The sequence below is a fragment of the Pseudomonas sp. NMI542_15 genome, assembly GCF_021283425.1.
In the GTDB taxonomy this organism is placed as follows: domain Bacteria; phylum Pseudomonadota; class Gammaproteobacteria; order Pseudomonadales; family Pseudomonadaceae; genus Aquipseudomonas; species Aquipseudomonas fortuita.
The window spans coordinates 78,303-102,165 of record NZ_JAJSRO010000008.1 but is presented as its reverse complement, the minus strand read 5'-3'; the positions used below and the strand labels follow the sequence as shown (position 1 = coordinate 102,165).

Genomic DNA, 23,863 nt, shown 5'->3' with positions numbered 1-23,863 from the left:
CGGTCTGCTAACGTGGTGGAATCCGCCCATCCGCAGGTAGTCCGCCATGGCCCGCACAACCCCCATCGAGCTATACCGCAATATCGGCATCGTCGCCCACGTGGACGCCGGCAAGACGACCACTACCGAGCGGATCCTGTTCTACACCGGGGTCAACCACAAGATGGGTGAGGTGCACGATGGTGCCGCGACCATGGACTGGATGGCCCAGGAGCAGGAACGCGGCATCACCATCACGTCGGCGGCCACCACGGCATTCTGGCAAGGCTCGACCAAACAGTTCGCGCACAAATACCGCTTCAACATCATCGATACCCCCGGCCACGTCGACTTCACCATCGAGGTGGAGCGTTCATTGCGCGTGCTCGATGGCGCGGTGGTGGTGTTCAGCGGCGCTGACGGGGTAGAGCCTCAGTCCGAGACGGTCTGGCGCCAGGCCAACAAATACCATGTGCCTCGCCTGGCCTACATCAACAAGATGGATCGCCAGGGCGCCGACTTCCTGCGGGTGGTCAAGCAGATCGACCAGCGCCTGGGGCACCACCCGGTGCCGATCCAGCTGGCCATCGGCAGCGAAGAAAACTTCATTGGCCAGATCGACCTGGTAAAGATGAAGGCCATCTACTGGAACGACGCCGACAATGGCACCAGCTACCGCGAAGAAGAAATTCCGGATGACCTGCGCGCGCTCGCTGACGAATGGCGCGCTCACCTGGTGGAAGCCGCTGCCGAAGCCAACGATGAGCTGACCCTGAAGTTTCTCGATGGTGAGGAGCTGAGCGTCGAAGAAATCAAGGCTGCCCTGCGCCAACGCACCATTGCCAACGAAATCGTCCCGACCATTCTCGGCTCATCGTTCAAGAACAAGGGTGTACCGCTGATGCTGGATGCGGTAATCGACTACCTGCCCGCCCCCTCGGAAATTCCTGCCATCCGCGGCACCGACCCGGACGACGAACAAAAGCACCTGGAACGGCACGCCGACGACAAAGAGCCGTTTTCAGCCTTGGCTTTCAAGATTGCCACCGACCCGTTCGTCGGCACCCTCACCTTCGCCCGCGTGTATTCCGGCGTGCTCAGTTCCGGCAACGCGGTACTCAACTCGGTCAAAGGCAAGAAGGAACGCATCGGCCGCATGGTGCAGATGCATGCCAATCAGCGTGCCGAAATCAAGGACGTGTGCGCAGGCGACATCGCCGCGCTGATCGGCATGAAGGACGTGACCACCGGCGACACCCTGTGCGACCTGGACAAACCGATCATCCTCGAACGCATGGATTTCCCTGACCCGGTGATTTCCGTGGCCGTGGAGCCGAAGACCAAGGCCGACCAGGAAAAAATGGGCATCGCCCTGGGCAAGCTGGCCCAGGAGGACCCGTCATTCCGCGTACGTACCGACGAAGAGACCGGCCAGACCATCATCTCGGGCATGGGCGAGTTGCACCTGGACATCATCGTCGACCGCATGCGCCGCGAGTTCAACGTCGAGGCCAACATCGGCAAGCCGCAGGTGGCTTACCGGGAAAAAATCCGCAATACCTGCGAGATCGAGGGCCGTTTTGTGCGCCAGTCCGGCGGCCGTGGCCAATACGGCCATTGCTGGATCCGTTTCGCCCCCGGCGACGAGGGCAAGGAAGGCCTGGAGTTCATCAACGAGATCGTCGGCGGCGTGGTACCGCGCGAGTACATACCCGCGATCCAGAAGGGCATCGAAGAGCAGATGAAGAACGGCGTGCTTGCCGGCTACCCGCTGATCAGCCTCAAGGCTGCCGTGTTCGACGGCTCGTACCACGATGTCGACTCCAACGAGATGGCCTACAAGATCGCTGCTTCAATGGCCACCAAGCAGCTGTCGCAGAAAGGCGGCGCGGTGTTGCTGGAACCGGTGATGAAGGTGGAGGTGGTGACGCCGGAGGAATACCAGGGCGACATTCTGGGCGACCTCAGCCGGCGCCGCGGGATGATCCAGGACGGTGACGAAACACCGGCTGGCAAGGTGATCCGCGCCGAGGTGCCGTTGGGCGAGATGTTCGGCTACGCCACCTCGATGCGGTCGATGACCCAGGGCCGGGCCAGCTTCTCGATGGAGTTCACCCGCTATGCCGAGGCCCCGGCGAGCATTGCCGATGGCATCGTCAAGAAAAATCGCGGGGAGTAAGTGGCTCTCCTGTTCCGGCCCCTTCGCGGCTAAAGCCGCTCCCACAAGGGATCGCATACCCCTGTGGGAGCGGCTTTAGCCGAAGGGGCCGGAACAGGCAGCCACAATTTTTTCAATGCTGCTCGCCAGCCCGCTTCAACAGCTTCTTGCACCGCTCCGACAAATGCACAACGCGCAAATGCTTGCCCGCCTTGGCATAGCGCTCGCGCAGGGTCTTGAGCGCCGCAATTGCCGAATAATCGACAAAGCTCAAATGCTGGCAATCCAGCGTGACCTGGGCCGGGTCCTGGGCCGGGTCGAACTGGTTGAGGAACGAGGCGGTCGAGGCAAAGAACAGGGTGCCATGTACCTGATAACGCTTGCCACCTTCAGCGTCCTCATGGCTGTCGGCGTACAGCTCTCGCGCATGCTGCCAGGCAAAGTTGAGCGCCGCGATGACGATGCCGAACAGCACCGCCATGGCCAGGTCGGTAAATACCGTCACCACGGTCACCGCAATGATCGCCAGCACATCGTTCACCGGCACCTTGTGCAGCACCCGCAGCGACGCCCAGGCGAAGGTCTGCTGGGCCACCACGAACATCACCCCGACCAGCGCTGCCAGCGGAATACGCTCGATCAGCGGCGACAGGAACAACACGAACAGCAAGATCATCACCCCGGCCACTACCCCGGACAGCCGGCCGCGCCCGTTGGAACTGAGGTTGATCACCGTCTGGCCAATCATTGCGCAACCGCCCATGCCACCGCACAGGCCCGAAACCATGTTCGCCGCACCCAGCGCCACGCATTCGCGGTCCGGGAAACCACGGCTCTCGGTCACTTCATCGGTCAGGTTGAGGGTGAGCAAGGTCTCCAGCAGGCCGACCATCGCCATCAGCACCGCGTAGGGGGCGATGATCTTCAGGGTGTCCAGATTCCAGGGTACATCCGGCAGCGCCAGCCCCGGCAGACCGCCTGCGATGTGCGCCATGTCGCCCAAGGTGCGGGTGGGCAGGTCGAGCAGGTACACCAGCAAGCCAACGCCCAGGATCGCCACCAGCGCCGGGGGTACCGCACGGGTCAATTTCGGCAGCACGTAGACCACCGCCATGGTCAGTGCCACCAAGCCGATCATCAGGTACAGCGGCGCGCCGCTGAGCCAGTGCTCACCCGCCTTGAAGTGCTCAAGCTGCGCCATGGCGATGACGATGGCCAGGCCATTGACGAAGCCGAGCATGACCGGGTACGGCACCAGGCGTACCAGCTTGCCCAGCCGTAGCAGGCCGAACAGGATCATCACCACGCCACCCAGCAGCACCGTGGCCAGCAGATACTGCGCGCCGTGCTGCACCACCAGCGCGACGATCACCACCGCCATGGACCCGGCAGCGCCGGAAATCATCCCCGGTCGACCGCCAAAGAGCGCCGTCAGCGTACAAATGATAAACGCGCCATACAGGCCCATCAGCGGGTTGAGGTGCGCCACCAGGGCAAAGGCGATGCACTCGGGCACCAGGGCGAACGAGGTGGTCAGGCCGGCGAGCAGGTCGGCGCGTATTCGGGCGGGCTTCATGGGTTTCCTGTGATGCGGGACATTACAAAAACGAGGGCGCGATGTTACGGAATTTGTCTGACAGCGGCCACCGTTCAGCGCACCCGCTCCCGGCTCTGCACTGCCAGGTCCAGCGCACGCTGCATATCCAGCCGCGCTGAACGCCCCAGGTCAGGGTGGTTCAGGCGCCCTCCACGTTCCGAAGGCAGGATCGGCGCCGTCAGGTCTTCGGCATCCATCGCCTCGAAATCCTGCTCGGTGCCCAGGGTCAGGGCACTGCGCCGCAACAGCATGCGCACCTGTTCCGGGGTCAGGGCCGGGTTGATCGACAGCATCGTTGCAACGGTGGCAGTCACCAAGGGTGTTGCGTACGACGTGCCGCAATGCGCAGCAGCGGCAGCCGCTGGGCGAATGCAGGCAGCGGCACTGACATCCACGCGCATGTCGATGTTGGAACTGTGGCGCTTGCGCACATGCTCGGGGGCTTCGACCGCAGTCGCCTTGTCGCTGCGCTGGTGCCCGCCCACCACCAGCAGTTGTTCGGTGATGAACGACGACGGCAGGCGGTATTCGTCGGTACCTGACCACGACGCACCGTTACCCGCCGAATTCACCACCATCACATCTGGATGCTCTTTGCGCAGCCAGAGAAAGAACTCCTCAAGCAATTCCTCGTAACCACTCATCGCCAGCCCGGAACGCACCAGCGAATCGACCTCATCACCGTTGACATCGCGTGCGCCTACCCGGTGGATGCCCCAGCTCCAGTTCAGCACCCGCACGCCATCCTCGACCAGGTTTACCGATGCAGCGATGTTGGCGGTGATGCCTGCATCGGAGTTGCGCTCTACAATCACCTCGAAGCCAGGGCTGTGCTTGCCCAGCCCCGGCAAAAAACCCTCACCCTGTGCGGCGAGAATGCCTGCGACATGGCTGCCGTGGCTGGTCGCGCGATCCCCGTCGCGCGCGTACAGGCAGGTCTGGCCCTGTTCGCAGCCGCCTCGGTATTGGCTGAACGCGGGGGCATCAAAATCCACTTCACGCTCGACTACCCCAACCCGCACGGGGTGCACCGGCAAGTGCGAAGCGCCAATCCGTCGCTGGTAGAAATACAGCGCATCCATGAACCGGTTGGCGGCCCATTCGTCCGCCTGGTCGATGGCCCGAGCGTCGCGGCCGCTGCCTTCTTCACCGCGCTCCGGTGCAGACTCCTCGACAACCACGGCATCCACGCTGAGTTCACTGCCCATGCGCAGGATCATCGCGTCACGCTGCACCAGGTCAGCCACCGGCAAGCGCAACTGGTAGACATTCAGCGGCGGTATCGCACCGACAACCTGGGCGCCGTATTTATCGGCAATACGCCGGGCCTCTCCAAGACCTTCGTGTTTCTCCTCAATCAACAGGCTGACCAGGTCGACATAGGTGGTCAGGCCATCCATGTTCTTCGCCACCTCATCAGGCCTTGCGGCGACCACATGACTGCGCTGGCGGGTCAGCCATACAGGGTTGCTGGTACTGCTGCCAGACTCCAGCCAAAGCGGCGCGCTGCGCTGGGCTTGCTTCGCCAGCTTCAGCGTGAGTCGGTCACCTTGACGCTCGATATCCGCCGTTGGCAGCCGCACACCGCCCAGCCATACCTTTGGCACATCTGCCCCGAGCCCCTCGGCACGCAGGCACCATTGCTGCTGGCTATCGCCGAACAAGTCGCCGCATCGCTGCAGCTGCTTGATCCGCAGCGTATCCGCTGCAGCCTGTGCACCAAGGCTGCAAAGCCATAACAGCAGGATCAGACTACCCTTCATGTAATCACCCCACGCGCTCACTGTGAGTGCGACTGACGGCGCAGCTTAAAGGTTCATCTGCCCACCCCGGAGCGTGATCCAGATCCAGCAGGACATCCGCAAATTTGCCATCATGTTGATTCCACCTGCGGAGATCATGGACATGCCGCTACGCCCCTTTTTCGCCTCCCTGCTGCTCGTTGCCAGCCTCGCCGCCCAGGCGGCCACCGAGGTGGTGCCGCTGCAGCACCGCGCCAGCGCCGAACTGCTGCCTGCCGCACAGGCATTCATTGGCAAGGACGGCACGGTCAGCGCTTTCGAAAACAAGCTGATCGTCAACGCCAGCCCCGAGCGCATCAGCGACCTGCGCACTTTGCTGCAGCAACTGGACACCGCTCCCAAACGCCTGCTGATCAGCGTTGACAACAACGACAGCAACTTCCAGGACAACCGCGGTGACGCACGCGTCATCCACTACGGCACCAGCAACCGTGACGGCGGCATGCAGCAGGTTCAGGCCAGCGAAGGCCAGCCTGCACTCATTCAGGTTGGCCAGAGCATCCCGATTACCAGCACCAGCACCGACGGTTATGGGCGCATCCAGAGCAACACCGAATACCGCAATGTGACCCAGGGCTTTTATGTCACGCCCAGTTTGAGCGGTGACACGGTTCGTCTGCAAATCAGCACTAATAATGACCGCATCAGCCAGGAACGTGCAGATGTAGTGAAAGTGCAAAGCACCGACACGACCGTGACCGGCAAGCTCGGCGAGTGGATCACCCTGGCAGGCTACAACCAGCAGAGCCAAGCCGAGCGCAGCGCGTCAAGCCGCAGTTACAGCACCCAGCGCGGTGAAAACATGACTTTGCGGGTGAAAGTCGACCTTCTGGACTGATCCCAGGCAATTCAAGGCCTCGACCAAAGGCCTTGAAACTGACTGACAAGTCGCATTAGACCAAAGATGTAGTAAGTGAAAAAATCCACTACAAAACATTTGACAGGGTCTTTTTCCCAAGGGCATGATGGCCTCGCTCCCGCTAATCAGGGGCCCTGGCAAGGGCCTTCGAGGCGTGCTCCTCCCACCCCCGGAGGCGCCTCGTGTCTATACGGCCCACAAGGCGGTTCGACGGGATTGCGACTGCAACGAAGAAGTTGTCCCGAGGGACGGAAGCGCCTCACCGCAGTACTGGCAATCGCGTAGCACCGCAGCAAGGCAACCACGAGCCGACCTGCCGGAGCACACCTTCGCCCGGCCTGCCCACCCTTCCCCCTTCGAGCCTTCGCGTTCGCCGCCGCACTCCCGCGAACAGGACAGCCGCCAAGCGCCCTGATCTGCACCCGAGCATCAGCACAATTAACCCAAGATCGATGCGACGAGGTTTATTTCCATGGCACTGACACGCGAACAGCAAATTGCAGCCCTCGAGAAAGATTGGGCCGAGAACCCGCGCTGGAAAGGCGTGACCCGTACCTACACCGCCGCTGATGTCGTTCGCCTGCGTGGCTCCCTGCAGCCAGAGCACACCCTGGCCCGCCAGGGTGCAGAAAAACTGTGGAAGCTGGTCACCCAAGGTGCCCACCCGTCCTTCCGCCCAGACAAAGATTTCGTCAACTGCATGGGCGCCCTGACCGGTGGCCAGGCAGTGCAACAGGTCAAGGCCGGCATCCAGGCCATTTACCTGTCCGGCTGGCAGGTTGCCGCCGACAACAACTCGGCCGAGTCGATGTACCCTGACCAGTCGCTGTACCCGGTTGACTCGGTACCGACCGTGGTCAAGCGCATCAACAACTCGTTCCGCCGCGCCGACCAGATCCAGTGGAAAGCCGGCAAGAACCCGGGCGACGAAGGCTACATCGACTACTTCGCCCCAATCGTGGCTGACGCCGAAGCCGGTTTCGGTGGCGTGTTGAACGCCTATGAGCTGATGAAGAACATGATCGAAGCAGGCGCCGCCGGCGTGCACTTCGAAGACCAGCTGGCCTCGGTCAAAAAATGCGGCCACATGGGCGGCAAGGTACTGGTACCGACGCAGGAAGCCGTACAGAAGCTGGTGGCCGCGCGCCTGGCAGCTGACGTTTCCGGCGTGCCGACTATCATTCTGGCCCGTACAGACGCCAACGCCGCTGACCTGCTGACCAGCGACTGCGACCCGTACGATCAGCCGTTCGTGATTGGCGAGCGTACCCGTGAGGGCTTCTACAAGGTCCGCGCCGGCCTCGACCAGGCCATCTCTCGCGGTCTGGCTTATGCGCCATATGCCGACCTGATCTGGTGCGAAACCGCCAAGCCAGACCTGGACGAAGCCCGTCGCTTCGCCGAGGCCATCAAGAAGGAGTACCCGGACCAGATCCTGTCGTACAACTGCTCGCCGTCCTTCAACTGGAAGAAGAACCTGGACGACGCCACCATCGCCAAGTTCCAGCGCGAACTGTCGGCCATGGGCTACAAGCACCAGTTCATCACCCTGGCGGGTATCCACAACATGTGGCACGGCATGTTCAACCTGGCGCACGACTACGCCCGCAACGACATGACCGCCTACGTGAAGCTGCAAGAGCAGGAATTCGCTGACGCCAGCAAAGGCTACACCTTCGTGGCGCACCAGCAAGAAGTGGGCACTGGCTACTTCGACGACATGACCACTGTGATTCAGGGTGGCGCATCGTCGGTGACTGCCCTGACCGGCTCGACCGAGGAAGAGCAGTTCCACTGATGGTGGGTTGCCACTGAAGAAAGGCCCAGAGCTGCGGAAGCCCTGGGCCTTTCTTTTTGTCGATACCAGACCGACCAGAAATGCACGAAACCTGTAGGGGCGGCCCCGTGTCGCGAAAGGGCTGCGGTATGTCAGTGCTTCATGCCCAGCTCTGCATCATCCTCAGCGCCTTGGCCATTGCACTCAGGTAGTGAGCAGCCCAGATCATCATGGGCTTCTCCTCCTTCAGGCCAGTGATGGTCAGTTCACGGACATAGCCCATCAATTCCGAAGATTGCTCGCGGGCGTCCCGACAGGGGATGCCGGGTTCGATGCGGAACAGTGGATGGGTGCCGTTTTCGCCTTGATAGAAAGTGGTCTTGCCGACGGTGAGCTGGGTGTCTTCTGTTGTCTTTGTTCAATTCCCTGAAAATTCTCTAATGCCTGGGCCGGCCCCTTCGCGGGCACGCCCGCGAAGGGGCCGGCCCTGACAACACATTAAGCAGCCTTAGTGGGAAGTCCTGCGCTCACTGGGCGCCTGCACCTGAACCAAAGCGGACTCAGGCAAAGCCCGTAGCGCCTCCAGCTCGTGCATGGAGGTCATCATCAGGATCGAAACTGGGGACTTGGGCTGAAGCAGCAACGCCTGATGCACCACGGTGGCTGCGCATAGTGCGTAGTCGGTGGCCTGGATCAGGGTGTCTTCGAGGGAGTGGGGGTTGTGGGGTGGGTCGGGGACAACTTTCAGCATGACTCGCTCCTTTCTTTCCTGTTTGGCTGCCATCCGCCCGCTGTCTGTCAGGTGTTCTGCGCCCGATTGCGTCAGGGCGGCGAGGCGCCCGGCTTGATTGTTGCGGCGCTCCTCAAATCGAGCGCCGCCCGCGCGGCGCTTCGCGGCACAAGGCCGCTCCCACATTTGTTTCGGGCCAATTATTCCTGTGCCATAGGCGCGCGCACCCTGGGTGCATGGCTGGAGATTAATTAAGAGCAGTGATGCAACCTTCAATATCGAAGGGGACAGACAAGGCGGGCGGCGCTCGATCTCACAGGCGCCGCATTCCATTCGCCAAGCCCATGCCAGCCCTAACACAATCCAAAGGCATCACCAGCAAAACCCACAATCACGTCTATGCTTGAGGCAGCACAGCAGCAAGGACCGCCCATGCCTCGTCCAAGCCACCTGATGATTCTGGCCCTGGCCGCCGCCGCCCTCTATATATATGCACTGGCCAGCGACAATACCCTGCTCGGCCTGCTGGCCAAACCCGTCCCCGTCCTGGCGCTTGTCGCCTGGCTGAGCGGCGCCCCCGCCACACCGTATGGCAGGTGGATCTCGATCGGCCTGGGCTTCTCGGTCATCGGCGACATACTGCTGGCCATCCCCGCCGACCTGTTCGTGTTCGGCCTGGCCGCCTTCCTCTGTGCCCACCTGGCTTACCTGCGCGGCTATTGCCGCATTACCCTGCGCCCCGCCCTGCCCGCACTGATCTTCAGCGCCATCACCGGCATCGCGCTGCTCGGCGTACTGGCCAGCCACGGCCTCGGCCCGTTGCTGATCCCTGTCGCGTTGTACGCCCTGGCCATCAGCGCCATGCTCTGGCGCGCCCTGGCCTGTGGCGGGCTGGTCGCAATCGGCGCCGGCCTGTTCGTGCTCTCCGACAGCATGATCGGCATCGACCGCTTCGTCAGCCCGTTCGCCGCCGCGCCGTACCTGATCATCCTCACCTACTGGCTCGGCCAGTGGGCGATTGCGGCATCAGCGAGTCAACGCTCAACCGATAAAGTATTGACCCAGAGCGGTGCGCGCAGCGTCGGAAGCTGTTAGAACAGGAGTCTTTCGCATTTGCAAGTAGGGGGAGTCGCCAGATGAACTTTACAAGGCACAGAACAGCCAAATTACATGGCACCAGGTCAAATGATATTAATTATCATTACGAAACTTGTAATTCGTTACCAGTCGCAAGAAACATAATTAACAAAACCGCACGCAATGCCCGAATATCAAGGCTTTCAGCCATTTACGACTGCCTTTTGTTCTTAATCCTACGAATAAATTTGCGACAGAAATTTTACTTGCACCGGGTTTACCCATAAAATCAGCGCGATTGATTCAGCTGCGACATTTGGTCACTGCACCTGCGACACCACGTCGCCGCTCTACTTATTTCAGACTGCAGAGCTGGGTCTCTGTATAAGGATCTCTAGCATGTCCGATTCGGCAGGACTCATCGCCCACAACTGGGGCTTTGCCATCTTCCTCCTGGGTGTCGTCGGCCTGTGTGCCTTCATGCTCGGCCTGTCCAGCCTGCTCGGTAGCAAGGCCTGGGGCCGCGCCAAGAACGAACCCTTCGAATCCGGCATGCTGCCCGTCGGCAGCGCCCGCCTGCGCCTGTCCGCCAAATTCTATCTGGTCGCGATGCTGTTCGTGATCTTCGATATCGAAGCCCTCTTTCTCTTTGCATGGTCTGTGTCCGTCCGCGAAAGCGGCTGGACCGGGTTCGTCGAAGCACTCGTTTTCATAGCAATTCTGTTGGCAGGTCTTGTCTACCTATGGCGCGTCGGTGCTCTTGATTGGGCTCCCGAAGGTCGCCGCAAGCGGCAAGCGAAGCTGAAACAATGAGGCTTTGGCAATGCAATACAATCTCACCAGAATCGATCCGGATGCGCCTAACGAGCAGTACCCGGTAGGTGAACGGGAAACCGTCACCGACCAACTGCTGGAGGACCAGGTCCACAAGAACATCTACATGGGGAAACTCGAAGATGTGCTGCGTGGCGCGGTCAACTGGGGTCGCAAGAACTCCCTCTGGCCGTACAACTTCGGCCTGTCCTGCTGCTACGTGGAAATGACCACGGCATTCACGGCACCCCACGACATCGCCCGCTTCGGCGCCGAAGTCATCCGGGCCTCGCCGCGTCAGGCCGACTTCATGGTCATCGCCGGTACCTGCTTCATCAAGATGGCGCCGATCATCCAGCGCCTGTATGAGCAGATGCTCGAACCGAAATGGGTCATTTCCATGGGTTCGTGCGCCAACTCCGGTGGCATGTACGACATCTACTCGGTCGTTCAGGGGGTCGACAAGTTCCTCCCTGTGGACGTCTATGTGCCTGGCTGCCCGCCACGCCCTGAGGCTTTCCTGCAAGGCTTGATGCTGTTGCAGGAGTCGATCGGCCAAGAACGACGCCCGCTTTCCTGGGTTGTTGGTGATCAAGGTATTTACCGTGCCGAGATGCCAGCCCAGAAAGACCTGCGTCGTGAGCAGCGCATTGCAGTAACCAACCTGCGCAGCCCCGACGAAGTCTGATCCAGCGACCTGCCGCCCGCTCCCCCTGGAGCCGGCGGCCTGGCTTCATTCTTAACGTTGACCCAAAGCGACCGAGACCATGACAGCGGACAACGCTATTTATATTCCGCCCTACAAGGCTGACGACCAGGATGTGGTCGTCGAACTGAACAACCGTTTTGGCGCCGAAGCATTCGTCGCCCAGGAAACCCGCACCGGCATGCCCGTGCTGTGGGTCAAGCGCGCCCAGCTCAAAGAGGTGCTCAGCTTCCTGCGCGGTGTCGCCAAGCCTTACAGCATGCTGTACGACCTGCACGGCGTGGACGAACGCCTGCGCACCCAGCGCCGTGGCCTGCCGGCCGCCGACTTCAGTGTGTTCTACCACCTGCTGTCGATCGAGCGTAACAGTGACGTGATGATCAAGGTGTCGCTGAGCGAAGGCGACCTGAACCTGCCGACCGTGACCGGTATCTGGCCAAACGCCAACTGGTACGAGCGCGAAGTGTGGGACATGTTCGGCATCGACTTTGCCGGCCACCCGCACCTCAGCCGCATCATGATGCCGCCCACCTGGGAAGGTCACCCGCTGCGCAAGGACTACCCGGCCCGTGCCACCGAGTTCGACCCCTACAGCCTGACCCTGGCCAAGCAACAGCTTGAAGAAGAGTCGGCGCGCTTCAACCCGGAAGCCTGGGGCATGAAGCGTCAGGGCGCCAACGAGGACTACATGTTCCTCAACCTCGGCCCTAACCACCCTTCGGCGCACGGTGCGTTCCGTATCGTTCTGCAGCTGGACGGTGAAGAGATCGTCGACTGCGTACCGGACATCGGCTACCACCACCGTGGTGCCGAAAAAATGGCCGAGCGCCAGTCCTGGCACAGCTTCATCCCCTACACCGACCGTATCGACTACCTCGGCGGGGTGATGAACAACCTGCCGTACGTACTGGCGGTGGAAAAGCTGGCGGGCATCAAGGTGCCGCAGAAGGTCGACGTTATCCGCGTGATGCTGGCCGAGTTCTTCCGCATCACCAGCCACCTGCTGTTCCTGGGTACCTACATCCAGGACGTTGGCGCCATGACCCCGGTATTCTTCACCTTCACCGACCGCCAGCGCGCCTACACCGTGATCGAAGCGATCACCGGTTTCCGCCTGCACCCGGCCTGGTACCGCATCGGCGGCGTCGCCCACGACCTGCCGCGCGGCTGGGAGAAACTGGTCAAGGACTTCGTTGAATGGCTGCCCAAGCGCCTCGACGAGTACACCAAGGCTGCCCTGCAGAACAGCATCCTCAAGGGCCGTACCATTGGCGTTGCTGCATACAACACCAAGGAAGCCCTGGAATGGGGCACCACCGGTGCCGGCCTGCGCTCCACCGGTTGCGATTTCGACCTGCGCAAAGCCCGCCCCTACTCCGGCTACGAGAACTTCGAGTTCGAAGTACCGCTGGCCCACAACGGCGATGCCTACGATCGCTGCATGGTCCGTGTCGAGGAGATGCGCCAGAGTATCCGCATCATCGACCAGTGCCTGCGCAACATGCCGGAAGGCCCGTACAAGGCGGATCACCCGCTGACCACGCCGCCACCGAAAGAGCGCACCCTGCAGCACATCGAGACCCTGATCACGCACTTCCTGCAAGTCTCGTGGGGCCCGGTCATGCCGGCCAACGAGTCGTTCCAGATGATCGAGGCGACCAAGGGCATCAACAGTTACTACCTGACGAGCGATGGCGGCACCATGAGCTACCGCACCCGGATCCGTACCCCGAGCTACCCGCACCTGCAGCAGATCCCTTCGGTGATCAAAGGCAGCATGGTCGCCGACCTCATTGCGTACCTGGGCAGTATCGACTTCGTTATGGCTGACGTGGACCGCTAAGCATGAACAGCACGCTTATCCAGACAGACCGTTTCGCCCTGAGCGAAACAGAGCGCTCGGCCATCGAGCACGAAATGCATCACTACGAAGACCCGCGCGCGGCGTCCATCGAAGCCCTGAAGATCGTCCAGAAGGAACGTGGCTGGGTGCCGGACGGCGCCATCCACGCCATCGGCGAGGTGCTGGGCATCCCGGCCAGCGACGTGGAGGGTGTAGCCACCTTCTACAGCCAGATCTTCCGCCAGCCCGTTGGCCGCCACATCATCCGCGTGTGCGACAGCATGGTCTGCTACATCGGCGGCCATGAATCGGTCGTCAGCCAGATCCAGAGCGAGCTGGGCATCGGCCTCGGCCAGACCACCGCCGACGGCCGCTTCACCCTGCTGCCAGTGTGCTGCCTGGGCAACTGCGACAAGGCCCCGGCGCTGATGATCGACGACGACACCTTTGGCGACGTGCAGCCCGCTGGCGTCACCCAATTGCTGGAGGGTTACGTATGACCATTACTTCCTTCGGCCCGGCCAACCGCATTGCGCGCTCGGCCGAAACCCACCCGCTGACCTGGCGCCTGCGTGACGACGGCGAGCCTGTTTGGCTGGCCGAATACCAGGCCAAGAACGGCTACGCTGCTGCCCGCAAGGCGCTGGGCGAGATGTCGCAAGACGATATCGTGCAGAGCGTCAAGGACTCCGGCCTCAAGGGCCGTGGTGGCGCAGGCTTCCCCACTGGCGTGAAGTGGGGCCTGATGCCCAAAGACGAATCCATGAACATCCGCTACCTGCTGTGCAACGCGGACGAAATGGAGCCCAACACCTGGAAGGACCGCATGCTGATGGAGCAACAGCCCCATCTGCTGGTCGAGGGCATGCTGATCAGCGCCCGCGCCCTGAAGGCCTACCGTGGCTACATCTTCCTGCGTGGCGAATACACCACGGCGGCGAAAAACCTCAACCGCGCCATTGATGAAGCCAAGGCCGCCGGCCTGCTGGGCAAGAACATCCTGGGCTCCGGTTTCGATTTCGAGCTGTTCGTGCACACCGGTGCCGGCCGTTACATCTGCGGTGAAGAAACTGCACTGATCAACTCGCTGGAAGGCCGCCGCGCCAACCCGCGCTCCAAGCCGCCCTTCCCTGCCGCCGTCGGCGTGTGGGGCAAGCCGACGTGCGTGAACAACGTCGAAACCCTGTGCAACGTGCCAGCCATCGTGGCCAACGGCAACGACTGGTACAAGTCGCTGGCCCGCGAAGGCAGCGAAGACCACGGCACCAAGCTGATGGGCTTCTCCGGCAAGGTGAAGAACCCAGGCCTGTGGGAACTGCCGTTTGGCGTCACCGCCCGCGAGCTGTTCGAAGACTATGCCGGTGGCATGCGTGATGGCTTCAAGCTCAAGTGCTGGCAGCCAGGCGGCGCCGGTACCGGCTTCCTGCTGCCCGAGCACCTCGACGCGCAGATGTACGCCGGAGGCATCGCCAAGGTCGGTACCCGTATGGGTACTGGCCTGGCCATGGCGGTGGACGACAGCATCAACATGGTGTCGCTGCTGCGCAACATGGAAGAGTTCTTCGCCCGCGAGTCTTGCGGCTGGTGCACCCCATGCCGTGACGGCCTGCCGTGGAGCGTGAAGATGCTGCGCGCACTGGAAAACGGCCAGGGCCGCGCCGAAGACATCGAGACGCTGCTGGGCCTGGTCAACTTCCTCGGCCCCGGCCGTACCTTCTGTGCTCACGCACCGGGGGCGGTGGAGCCGTTGGGCAGTGCCATCAAATACTTCCGCTCGGAGTTCGAGGCCGGTGTAGCACCGGAAAGCGCTGGCACCCTGCGCCCGAACCTGGCGAAGCCCATTGTGGTAGGCGCATAACAAGATAGAACGCGGGTGGTCCGTGCCACCCGCCAGCCTGTCGGCCGGCCCGCATGAAGTGTGGCGTGCCGCAGGCATACAGATTTCCATTAGCCACGCCCGCTCACGCGGGCCAACGAAGAACTTTGAACAATGGCCACTATCCACGTAGACGGCAAAGCGCTCGAAGTCAACGGTGCAGATAACCTGTTACAGGCGTGTCTGTCGCTAGGCCTCGACATCCCTTATTTCTGCTGGCACCCGGCGCTTGGTAGCGTTGGTGCCTGCCGGCAGTGCGCGGTCAAGCAGTACACCGACGAGAACGACACCCGTGGTCGTATCGTCATGTCCTGCATGACCCCAGCCTCCGACGGCACCTGGATTTCCATCGAAGATGACGAGTCCAAGGCGTTTCGCGCCAGCGTCGTCGAATGGCTGATGACCAACCACCCGCACGACTGCCCGGTGTGCGAGGAAGGCGGTCACTGCCACCTGCAAGACATGACGGTGATGACCGGCCACAACGAGCGCCGCTACCGTTTCACCAAGCGTACCCACCAGAACCAGGACCTCGGCCCGTTCATTGCCCATGAGATGAACCGCTGCATCGCCTGCTATCGCTGCGTGCGCTACTACAAGGACTACGCCGGTGGTACCGACCTGGGCGTCTACGGCGCCCACGATAACGTGTACTTCGGCCGTGTCGAAGACGGCGTGCTGGAAAGCGAGTTCTCCGGCAACCTGACCGAGGTCTGCCCGACCGGTGTGTTCACCGACAAGACCCACTCCGAGCGCTACAACCGCAAGTGGGACATGCAGTTTGCCCCAAGCATCTGCCATGGCTGCTCCAGCGGCTGCAACATCAGTCCGGGCGAGCGCTACGGTGAACTGCGCCGGATCGAAAACCGCTTCAACGGCTCGGTCAACCAGTACTTCCTGTGCGACCGCGGCCGCTTCGGTTACGGCTACGTCAACCGCAAGGATCGCCCACGCCAGCCACACCTGGCCGATGGCACCAAGCTGGGCCTGGACGCCGCCCTGGACAAGGCTGCCGACCTGCTGCGCGGCCGTACCATCGTCGGTATCGGCTCGCCACGCGCCAGCCTTGAAAGCAACTACGGCCTGCGTGAGCTGGTCGGTGCCGAGTACTTCTACTCCGGCATGGAAGCGGGCGAACTGGCCCGCGTGCGCCTGGCCCTGAACGTGCTGAACAACAGCCCGCTGCCGGTGCCGACCCTGCGCGACATCGAAGACCACGACGCCGTGTTCGTGCTCGGTGAAGACCTGACCCAGACCGCTGCCCGCGTGGCCCTCGCCGTGCGCCAGGCCACCAAGGGCAAGGCCGAGGCCATGGCCGAAGCGATGAAAGTGCAGCCATGGCTCGACGCCGCCGTGAAGAACATCGGCCAGCACGCGCTGTACCCGCTGTTCATTGCCTCGCTGGCTGAAACCAAGCTGGACGACGTTGCCGAAGAATGCGTGCACGCCGCGCCTGCCGACCTGGCCCGCATCGGTTTCGCAGTGGCTCACGCCATCGACCCGAGCGCACCCGCCGTCGCCGGCCTGGACGACGAAGCCAAGGCCCTGGCCCAACGCATCGCCGACGCGCTGGTTGCCGCCAAGCGCCCACTGGTTGTCGCCGGTACTTCGCTGGCCGACCCGGCACTGATCGAAGCCGCCGCCAACATCGCCAAGGCCCTAAAGCTGCGCGAGAAGGACGGTTCGCTGAGCCTGGTGGTACCTGAGGCCAACAGCATCGGCCTGGCCATGCTCGGTGGCGAGTCCGTGGATGCCGCGCTGGACGCGGTCATCAGCGGCAAGGCCGACGCCATCGTCGTGCTGGAAAACGACCTGTACGCCCGCGTGCCGGCCGCCAAGGTTGACGCAGCCCTGGCTGCGGCCAAGGTGGTGATCGTTGCCGACCACTCGAAAACGCCGACGGTCGACCGCGCCCATCTGGTACTGCCGGCCGCCTCGTTCGCCGAAGGCGACGGAACCCTCGTCAGCCAGGAAGGCCGCGCCCAGCGCTTCTTCCAGGTGTTCGACCCGCAGTACCTGGACAGCAGCATCCAGATCCACGAAGGCTGGCGCTGGATGCACGCCCTGCGTGCCACCCTGCTCAACAAGCCGGTCGACTGGACCCAGCTGGACCACGTTACCAGCGCCTGCGCCGAAGCCGCCCCGCAACTGGCCGGCATCGTCAACGCTGCACCAAGCGCCGCCTTCCGCATCAAGGGCATGAAGCTGGCCCGTGAGCCGCTGCGCTACTCCGGCCGTACTGCCATGCGCGCCAACATCAGCGTGCACGAACCGCGCACCCCGCAAGACAAGGACACCGCGTTCGCCTTCTCCATGGAAGGTTACTCGGGCTCCGCCGAACCGCGCCAGCAGGTGCCGTTCGCCTGGTCGCCGGGCTGGAACTCGCCGCAAGCCTGGAACAAGTTCCAGGACGAGGTCGGTGGCCACCTGCGTGCCGGTGACCCTGGCGTACGCCTGATCGAGTCGCAAGGCGATCGCCTGAACTGGTTCAACGCCATTCCGGGCGCCTTCAACCCGGCCCGTGGCACCTGGACCGCGGTACCGTTCTTCCACCTCTTCGGCAGCGAAGAAAGCTCCTCGCGGGCCGCGCCGGTACAAGAACGTATCCCGGCTGCCTACGTGGCCCTGGCCAAGTCCGAAGCCGACCGCCTGGGTGTCAACGAGGGCGCCCTGCTGAGCCTGAACGTGGCCGGTGTGGCCCTGCGCCTGCCGCTGCGCATCAATGAAGAGCTGGGCGCTGGCCTGGTCGCGCTGCCGAAAGGCCTGGCCGGCATCCCGCCTGCCATCTTCGGTGCACCCGTCGAAGGTCTGCAGGAGGCAGCACAATGAGCTGGTTCACCCCCGAAGTGATCGATGTGATCATCCAGGTCGTCAAGGCTATCGTGGTGCTGCTGGCCGTAGTGGTCTGCGGCGCCCTGCTCAGCTTCGTCGAGCGCCGCCTGCTGGGCTGGTGGCAGGACCGCTACGGTCCTAACCGTGTCGGCCCGTTCGGCATGTTCCAGATCGCCGCCGACATGCTGAAGATGTTCTTCAAGGAAGACTGGAACCCACCCTTCGTCGACAAGATGATCTTCACCCTGGCGCCGGTCGTGGCCATGAGCGCCCTGCTGATCGGCTTCTCGATCATCCCGATCACACCGGGCTGGGGCGTTGCCGACCTGAACATCGGTCTGCTGTTCTTCTTCGCCATGGCTGGCCTGTCAGTCTACGCGGTACTGTTCGCCGGCTGGTCGTCGAACAACAAGTACGCCCTGCTGGGCAGCTTGCGTGCTTCGGCACAGACGGTGTCGTACGAAGTGTTCCTGGGCTTGGCGCTGATGGGCGTTGTGGTGCAGGTAGGCTCGTTCAACATGCGCGACATCGTCGAGTACCAGGCGCAGAACCTGTGGTTCATCATTCCGCAGTTCTTCGGCTTCTGCACCTTCTTCATCGCTGGCGTCGCCGTGACTCACCGTCACCCGTTCGACCAGCCAGAAGCAGAACAGGAACTGGCCGACGGCTACCACATCGAGTATGCCGGCATGAAATGGGGCATGTTCTTTGTCGGTGAGTACATCGGCATCATCCTCATCTCGGCGCTGCTGGTAACCCTGTTCTTCGGTGGCTGGCACGGCCCGTTCGGCATCCTGCCGCAACTGCCGTTCCTGTGGTTCGCCCTGAAGACCGCGTTCTTCATCATGCTGTTCATTCTGCTGCGCGCCTCGATTCCGCGCCCACGTTATGACCAGGTGATGGACTTCAGCTGGAAGTTCTGCCTGCCGCTGACCCTGATCAATTTGCTGGTGACCGCTGCGATCGTGCTCTACAACACGCCAGCCGTCGCGGCCCAGTGAGGATTTGACCCATGTTCAAGTATATCGGCGACATCGTTAAGGGCACCGGCACACAGCTGCGCAGCCTGGCCATGGTGTTCTCCCACGGGTTCCGCAAGCGCGACACCCTGCAATACCCCGAAGAACCCGTGTACCTGCCGCCGCGCTACCGCGGCCGCATCGTCCTCACCCGCGACCCCGATGGCGAGGAGCGCTGCGTAGCGTGCAACCTCTGCGCGGTGGCCTGCCCGGTCGGCTGCATCTCGTTGCAGAAGGCCGAGACCGAGGATGGTCGCTGGTACCCGGAGTTCTTCCGCATCAACTTCTCGCGTTGCATTTTCTGCGGCCTGTGTGAAGAAGCGTGCCCGACCACCGCAATCCAGCTGACCCCGGATTTCGAAATGGCCGAGTTCAAGCGTCAGGACCTGGTGTACGAGAAAGAAGATCTGCTGATCTCCGGCCCCGGCAAAAACCCTGACTACAACTTCTACCGTGTTGCGGGTATGGCGATCGCTGGCAAGCCGAAAGGCGCTGCGCAGAACGAAGCCGAGCCGATCAACGTGAAGAGCTTGCTCCCATAAGGACAGAAAGATGGAATTCGCTTTCTACTTCGCATCCGGGATCGCCGTGGTCTCCACCCTTCGGGTGGTGACCGGCACAAACCCCGTGCACGCCTTGCTTTACCTGATCATTTCACTGATTTCCGTGGCCATGATCTTCTTCTCACTGGGTGCGCCGTTCGCCGGTGCCCTGGAAGTGATCGCCTACGCCGGCGCCATCATGGTGCTGTTCGTGTTCGTGGTGATGATGCTCAACCTGGGGCCGGCTTCGGTCGCCCAGGAACGGGGCTGGCTCAAGCCCGGCATCTGGGCAGGGCCGGTGATCCTCGGCACCCTGCTGCTGCTGGAACTGCTGTACGTGCTGTTCGTCGCCCCGAGCGGCGCTGGCATCAGCGGCACCACCGTGGGCCCGAAAGAAGTGGGCATCAGCCTGTTCGGGCCGTACCTGCTGGTGGTCGAACTGGCCTCGATGCTGCTGCTGGCTGCAGCCGTCACCGCCTTCCACCTGGGCCGCAACGAGGCGAAGGAGTAAATCATGGGTGCTATCCCTCTCGAGCATGGCCTGGCGGTCGCCGGTATCCTGTTCTGCTTAGGTCTGGTTGGCCTGATGGTCCGCCGCAACATCCTCTTCGTGCTCATGAGCCTGGAAGTCATGATGAACGCCTCTGCCCTGGCGTTCGTCGTCGCCGGGGCCCGTTGGGTCCAGCCCGACGGCCAGGTGATGTTCATTCTGGTGATCAGCCTGGCAGCCGCCGAGGCCAGTATTGGCCTGGCCATCCTGCTGCAGCTGTATCGCCGCTTCCACACTCTCGACATCGATGCTGCCAGTGAGATGCGCGGATGAACCTTCTCTTCCTGACTTTCGTCTTCCCCCTCGTCGGCTTCCTGCTGCTGTCGTTCTCGCGCGGGCGGTTCTCGGAGAACCTGTCCGCCCTGATCGGCGTCGGCTCGGTGGGCCTTTCGGCCGCCACCGCCGCCTATGTCATCTGGCAGTTCAATGTCGCACCACCTGAAGGTGGCGCGTACAGCCAACTGCTGTGGCAGTGGATGTCGGTGGACGGCTTTGCGCCGAACTTCACCCTGTATCTGGACGGCCTGTCGGTCACCATGCTCGGCGTGGTCACCGGTGTCGGCTTCCTGATCCACCTGTTCGCGTCCTGGTACATGCGGGGCGAAGCCGGCTACTCGCGCTTCTTCTCGTACACCAACCTGTTCATCGCCAGCATGCTGTTCCTGATCCTCGGCGATAACCTGCTGTTCATCTACTTCGGCTGGGAAGGTGTAGGCCTGTGCTCGTACCTGCTGATCGGTTTCTACTACAGCAACCGCAACAACGGTAACGCGGCGCTCAAGGCATTCATCGTTACCCGTATCGGCGACGTGTTCCTGGCCATCGGCCTGTTCATCCTGTTCGCCCAGCTGGGTACCCTGAACGTGCAGGAACTGCTGGTGCTGGCACCGCAGAAGTTCCAGGCGGGCGACACCTGGATGGTGCTGGCAACGCTGATGCTGCTGGGCGGTGCGGTCGGTAAATCGGCCCAGCTGCCACTGCAGACCTGGCTGGCCGACGCAATGGCGGGCCCAACCCCGGTTTCGGCACTGATCCACGCGGCAACCATGGTGACTGCGGGCGTGTACCTGATCGCCCGTACCAATGGCCTGTTCCTGCTGGCACCGGACATCCTGCACCTGGTAGGTGTTGTCGGTGGCGTGACCCTGGTACTGGCCGGCTTCGCCGCGCTGGTACAGACCGACATCAAGCGTATCCTCGCCTACTCGACCATGAGCCAGATCGGCTACATGTTCCTGGCCTTGGGCGTTGGCGCCTGGGATGCGGCGATCTTCCACCTGATGACCCACGCCTTCTTCAAGGCCCTGCTGTTCCTTGCCTCCGGTGCGGTGATCGTTGCCTGCCACCACGAGCAGAACATCTTCAAGATGGGCGGCCTGTGGAAGAAACTGCCCCTGGCCTACGCCAGCTTCGTGGTCGGTGGTGCTGCCCTGGCCGCCCTGCCGATCGTGACCGTGGGCTTCTACTCCAAGGACGAAATCCTCTGGGAAGCGTTTGCCAGCGGTAACACCGGCCTGCTGTACGCCGGCCTGGTCGGTGCGTTCATGACCTCGCTGTACACCTTCCGCCTGATCTTCATCGCCTTCCACGGCGAAGCCAAGACCGAAGCTCACGCGGGTCACGGCATCAGCCACTGGCTGCCGCTGGGTGTGCTGATCGTGCTGTCGACCTTCGTGGGTGCCTGGATCACCCCGCCGCTGGCAGGCGTGCTGCCTGAGAGCGCCGGCCACGCCGGTGGTGAAGCCAAGCATGCGCTGGAGATCACCTCGGGTGCCATCGCCATCGCTGGTATCCTGCTGTCGGCCCTGCTGTTCCTGGGCAAGCGCAGCTTCGTCAGCGCAGTCGCCAACAGCGGCATCGGCCGCGTCCTGTCGGCCTGGTGGTTCGCCGCCTGGGGCTTCGACTGGATCTACGACAAGCTTTTCGTCAAACCGTACCTGTTGATCTGCCACATCCTGCGCAAGGACCCGGTAGACCGCAGCATCGGCCTGATTCCTCGGATGGCGCGTGGCGGTCATGTCGCCATGAGCAAGACCGAGACTGGCCAACTGCGCTGGTACACCGCCTCTATCGCCGTGGGTGCCGTGCTGGTGCTCGGTGCCGTGTTAGTGGCTGCGGTATGACAATGAATCTTGCGACTTTGCCAAAGGAAACCAACCCGTCATGATTTTGCCTTGGCTGATCCTGATCCCCTTCATCGGCGGCTTCCTGTGCTGGCTGGGTGAGCGCTTCGGCGCCACCTTGCCGCGCTGGATCGCGCTGCTGACCATGTCCCTGCTGCTCGGCATCGGCCTGTGGCTGTGGGCGACCGGCGACTACACCCTCGCCCCCGCTCCAGGCGCCGAACCTGCCTGGGCCCTGGAATACAAACTCCAGTGGATCCAGCGCTTCGGCATCAGCATCCACCTGGCCCTCGACGGCCTGTCGCTGCTGATGATCCTACTCACCGGCCTGCTCGGTGTGCTGTCGGTACTGTGCTCCTGGAAAGAGATCCAGCGCCACGTCGGCTTCTTCCACCTCAACCTGATGTGGATTCTCGGCGGCGTGGTCGGTGTGTTCCTGGCCCTGGACCTGTTCCTGTTCTTCTTCTTCTGGGAAATGATGCTGGTGCCGATGTACTTCCTCATCGCGCTCTGGGGTCATAGCTCGGCAGACGGCAAGAAGACCCGGATCTACGCGGCGACCAAGTTCTTCATCTTCACCCAGGCCAGCGGCCTGATCATGCTGGTGGCGATCCTGGGCCTGGTGCTGGTCAACTACAACACCACCGGCGTGCTCACCTTCAACTACAGCGACCTGCTCAAAGCCGAGCTGCCAGCCGGTGTCGAGTACCTGCTGATGCTGGGCTTCTTCATCGCCTTCGCGGTGAAGCTGCCAGTGGTACCGTTCCACTCCTGGCTGCCTGATGCCCACGCCCAGGCACCGACCGCAGGTTCCGTGGACCTGGCGGGTATCTTGCTGAAGACCGCGGCCTACGGCCTGCTGCGCTTCGCCCTGCCGCTGTTCCCGAACGCCTCGGCCGAGTTCGCGCCCATCGCCATGACCCTGGGCCTGATCGGTATCTTCTACGGTGCCTTCCTGGCCTTTGCGCAAACCGACATCAAGCGCCTGATCGCCTTCTCCAGCGTCTCGCACATGGGCTTCGTGCTGATCGGCATCTACTCCGGCAGCCAGCAGGCACTGCAAGGCGCGGTGATCCAGATGCTGGCCCACGGCCTGTCGGCTGCGGCGCTGTTCATCCTGTCCGGCCAGCTGTACGAGCGCCTGCACACCCGTGACATGCGTCAGATGGGTGGCCTGTGGCACCGCATCGCCTACCTCCCGGCGATCAGCCTGTTCTTCGCCGCTGCCTCCCTGGGCCTGCCAGGTACCGGCAACTTCGTCGGCGAGTTCCTGATCCTGATCGGCAGCTTCGCGCATGTACCATGGATCACCGTGATCGCCACCACCGGCCTGGTATTCGGTTCGGTCTACTCGCTGATCATGATCCACCGCGCCTACTTCGGCCCGGCCAAGGCCGACACCGTGCTGGCTGGCATGGATGGTCGCGAGCTGATCATGGTGCTGGGCCTGGCGGGACTGCTGATTCTGCTGGGCGTGTATCCGCAGCCGTTCCTCGACACCTCTGCCGCCACCATGAGTGGTGTGCAGCAGTGGCTCGGTTCCGCTTTCACTCAACTCGCTTCGGCCCGGTAAGAGCGCT

19 protein-coding genes and 1 pseudogene are annotated in these 23,863 nt (G+C 62.5%); 16 read left to right on the top strand and 4 right to left on the bottom strand.

Annotated elements, in window-relative coordinates:
- Positions 1–46 precede the first annotated feature (46 nt).
- A complete protein-coding gene (fusA, locus tag LU684_RS13995; protein ID WP_095115673.1) occupies positions 47–2,158 on the top strand; it encodes an elongation factor G in 2,112 nt (703 codons plus the stop codon).
- 112 nt (positions 2,159–2,270) lie between these two features.
- Here the strand turns inward: fusA and LU684_RS13990 are convergent, their stop codons facing one another.
- The gene (locus LU684_RS13990; RefSeq protein ID WP_016488212.1) at positions 2,271–3,713 is read right to left on the bottom strand and encodes a SulP family inorganic anion transporter; all 1,443 of its coding nucleotides are present in this window, start codon (positions 3,711–3,713) and stop codon (positions 2,271–2,273) included.
- 74 nt (positions 3,714–3,787) lie between these two features.
- Positions 3,788–5,497 (bottom strand): S8/S53 family peptidase, encoded by a 1,710-nt coding sequence (locus tag LU684_RS13985; RefSeq protein ID WP_096426554.1) that lies wholly within the window; start codon positions 5,495–5,497, stop codon positions 3,788–3,790.
- A 112-nt stretch (positions 5,498–5,609) separates the two neighbouring features.
- Here LU684_RS13985 and LU684_RS13980 point away from each other — a divergent pair, with 112 nt between their 5' ends.
- A complete protein-coding gene (locus LU684_RS13980) occupies positions 5,610–6,374 on the top strand; it encodes a secretin N-terminal domain-containing protein (protein ID WP_232894756.1) in 765 nt (254 codons plus the stop codon).
- A gap of 493 nt (positions 6,375–6,867) precedes the next feature.
- Positions 6,868–8,193 (top strand): isocitrate lyase, encoded by a 1,326-nt coding sequence (gene aceA, locus LU684_RS13975; RefSeq protein WP_016488214.1) that lies wholly within the window; start codon positions 6,868–6,870, stop codon positions 8,191–8,193.
- A 131-nt stretch (positions 8,194–8,324) separates the two neighbouring features.
- Here aceA and LU684_RS13970 read toward each other — a convergent pair.
- Together LU684_RS13970 and LU684_RS13965 are read right to left on the bottom strand one after the other, a co-directional pair.
- Positions 8,325–8,584 (bottom strand): annotated as a pseudogene (locus tag LU684_RS13970) (DUF3077 domain-containing protein); the annotation flags it as partial.
- A 96-nt stretch (positions 8,585–8,680) separates the two neighbouring features.
- The gene (locus LU684_RS13965) at positions 8,681–8,923 is read right to left on the bottom strand and encodes a hypothetical protein (protein WP_232894743.1); all 243 of its coding nucleotides are present in this window, start codon (positions 8,921–8,923) and stop codon (positions 8,681–8,683) included.
- Positions 8,924–9,334: 411 nt separating this feature from the next.
- On the opposite strand from LU684_RS13965, the gene LU684_RS13960 reads away from it, so the two are divergent.
- The 13 genes from LU684_RS13960 to nuoM all read left to right on the top strand — a co-directional run bounded on the left by LU684_RS13960 (position 9,335) and on the right by nuoM (position 23,856).
- On the top strand, positions 9,335–9,997 hold the full coding sequence (locus LU684_RS13960; RefSeq protein WP_232894742.1) for a lysoplasmalogenase: 663 nt from the start codon (positions 9,335–9,337) through the stop codon (positions 9,995–9,997).
- Positions 9,998–10,378: 381 nt separating this feature from the next.
- Complete coding sequence (locus LU684_RS13955) at positions 10,379–10,792, top strand: NADH-quinone oxidoreductase subunit A (protein ID WP_003251427.1); 414 nt, start codon at positions 10,379–10,381, stop codon at positions 10,790–10,792.
- A 10-nt stretch (positions 10,793–10,802) separates the two neighbouring features.
- The gene (locus LU684_RS13950) at positions 10,803–11,480 is read left to right on the top strand and encodes a NuoB/complex I 20 kDa subunit family protein (protein WP_012313769.1); all 678 of its coding nucleotides are present in this window, start codon (positions 10,803–10,805) and stop codon (positions 11,478–11,480) included.
- Positions 11,481–11,559: 79 nt separating this feature from the next.
- The gene (nuoC, locus tag LU684_RS13945) at positions 11,560–13,341 is read left to right on the top strand and encodes an NADH-quinone oxidoreductase subunit C/D (RefSeq protein WP_016488218.1); all 1,782 of its coding nucleotides are present in this window, start codon (positions 11,560–11,562) and stop codon (positions 13,339–13,341) included.
- 2 nt (positions 13,342–13,343) lie between these two features.
- Positions 13,344–13,841, top strand: a complete 498-nt coding sequence (gene nuoE, locus LU684_RS13940; RefSeq protein ID WP_016488219.1) for an NADH-quinone oxidoreductase subunit NuoE — start codon at positions 13,344–13,346, stop codon at positions 13,839–13,841.
- Positions 13,838–15,199, top strand: coding sequence for an NADH-quinone oxidoreductase subunit NuoF (nuoF, locus tag LU684_RS13935; RefSeq protein ID WP_016488220.1), 1,362 nt, complete (start codon positions 13,838–13,840; stop codon positions 15,197–15,199). The genes nuoE and nuoF overlap by 4 nt, the downstream gene beginning before the upstream one ends.
- A 132-nt stretch (positions 15,200–15,331) precedes the next feature.
- The gene (nuoG, locus tag LU684_RS13930; protein ID WP_191086805.1) at positions 15,332–18,046 is read left to right on the top strand and encodes an NADH-quinone oxidoreductase subunit NuoG; all 2,715 of its coding nucleotides are present in this window, start codon (positions 15,332–15,334) and stop codon (positions 18,044–18,046) included.
- The gene (gene nuoH / locus LU684_RS13925) at positions 18,043–19,050 is read left to right on the top strand and encodes an NADH-quinone oxidoreductase subunit NuoH (RefSeq protein ID WP_016488222.1); all 1,008 of its coding nucleotides are present in this window, start codon (positions 18,043–18,045) and stop codon (positions 19,048–19,050) included. The genes nuoG and nuoH overlap by 4 nt, the downstream gene beginning before the upstream one ends.
- An 11-nt stretch (positions 19,051–19,061) precedes the next feature.
- Positions 19,062–19,610 (top strand): NADH-quinone oxidoreductase subunit NuoI, encoded by a 549-nt coding sequence (gene nuoI / locus LU684_RS13920; RefSeq protein ID WP_016488223.1) that lies wholly within the window; start codon positions 19,062–19,064, stop codon positions 19,608–19,610.
- A 10-nt stretch (positions 19,611–19,620) separates the two neighbouring features.
- Positions 19,621–20,121: an NADH-quinone oxidoreductase subunit J gene (gene nuoJ, locus LU684_RS13915; RefSeq protein ID WP_016488224.1), complete on the top strand. Its 501-nt coding sequence runs from the start codon at positions 19,621–19,623 to the stop codon at positions 20,119–20,121.
- Positions 20,122–20,124: 3 nt separating this feature from the next.
- Complete coding sequence (nuoK, locus tag LU684_RS13910) at positions 20,125–20,433, top strand: NADH-quinone oxidoreductase subunit NuoK (RefSeq protein ID WP_003251446.1); 309 nt, start codon at positions 20,125–20,127, stop codon at positions 20,431–20,433.
- Positions 20,430–22,283 (top strand): NADH-quinone oxidoreductase subunit L, encoded by a 1,854-nt coding sequence (nuoL, locus tag LU684_RS13905; RefSeq protein WP_016488225.1) that lies wholly within the window; start codon positions 20,430–20,432, stop codon positions 22,281–22,283. The genes nuoK and nuoL overlap by 4 nt, the downstream gene beginning before the upstream one ends.
- A gap of 40 nt (positions 22,284–22,323) precedes the next feature.
- Positions 22,324–23,856: an NADH-quinone oxidoreductase subunit M gene (gene nuoM / locus LU684_RS13900; protein ID WP_016488226.1), complete on the top strand. Its 1,533-nt coding sequence runs from the start codon at positions 22,324–22,326 to the stop codon at positions 23,854–23,856.
- Positions 23,857–23,863 lie beyond the last annotated feature (7 nt).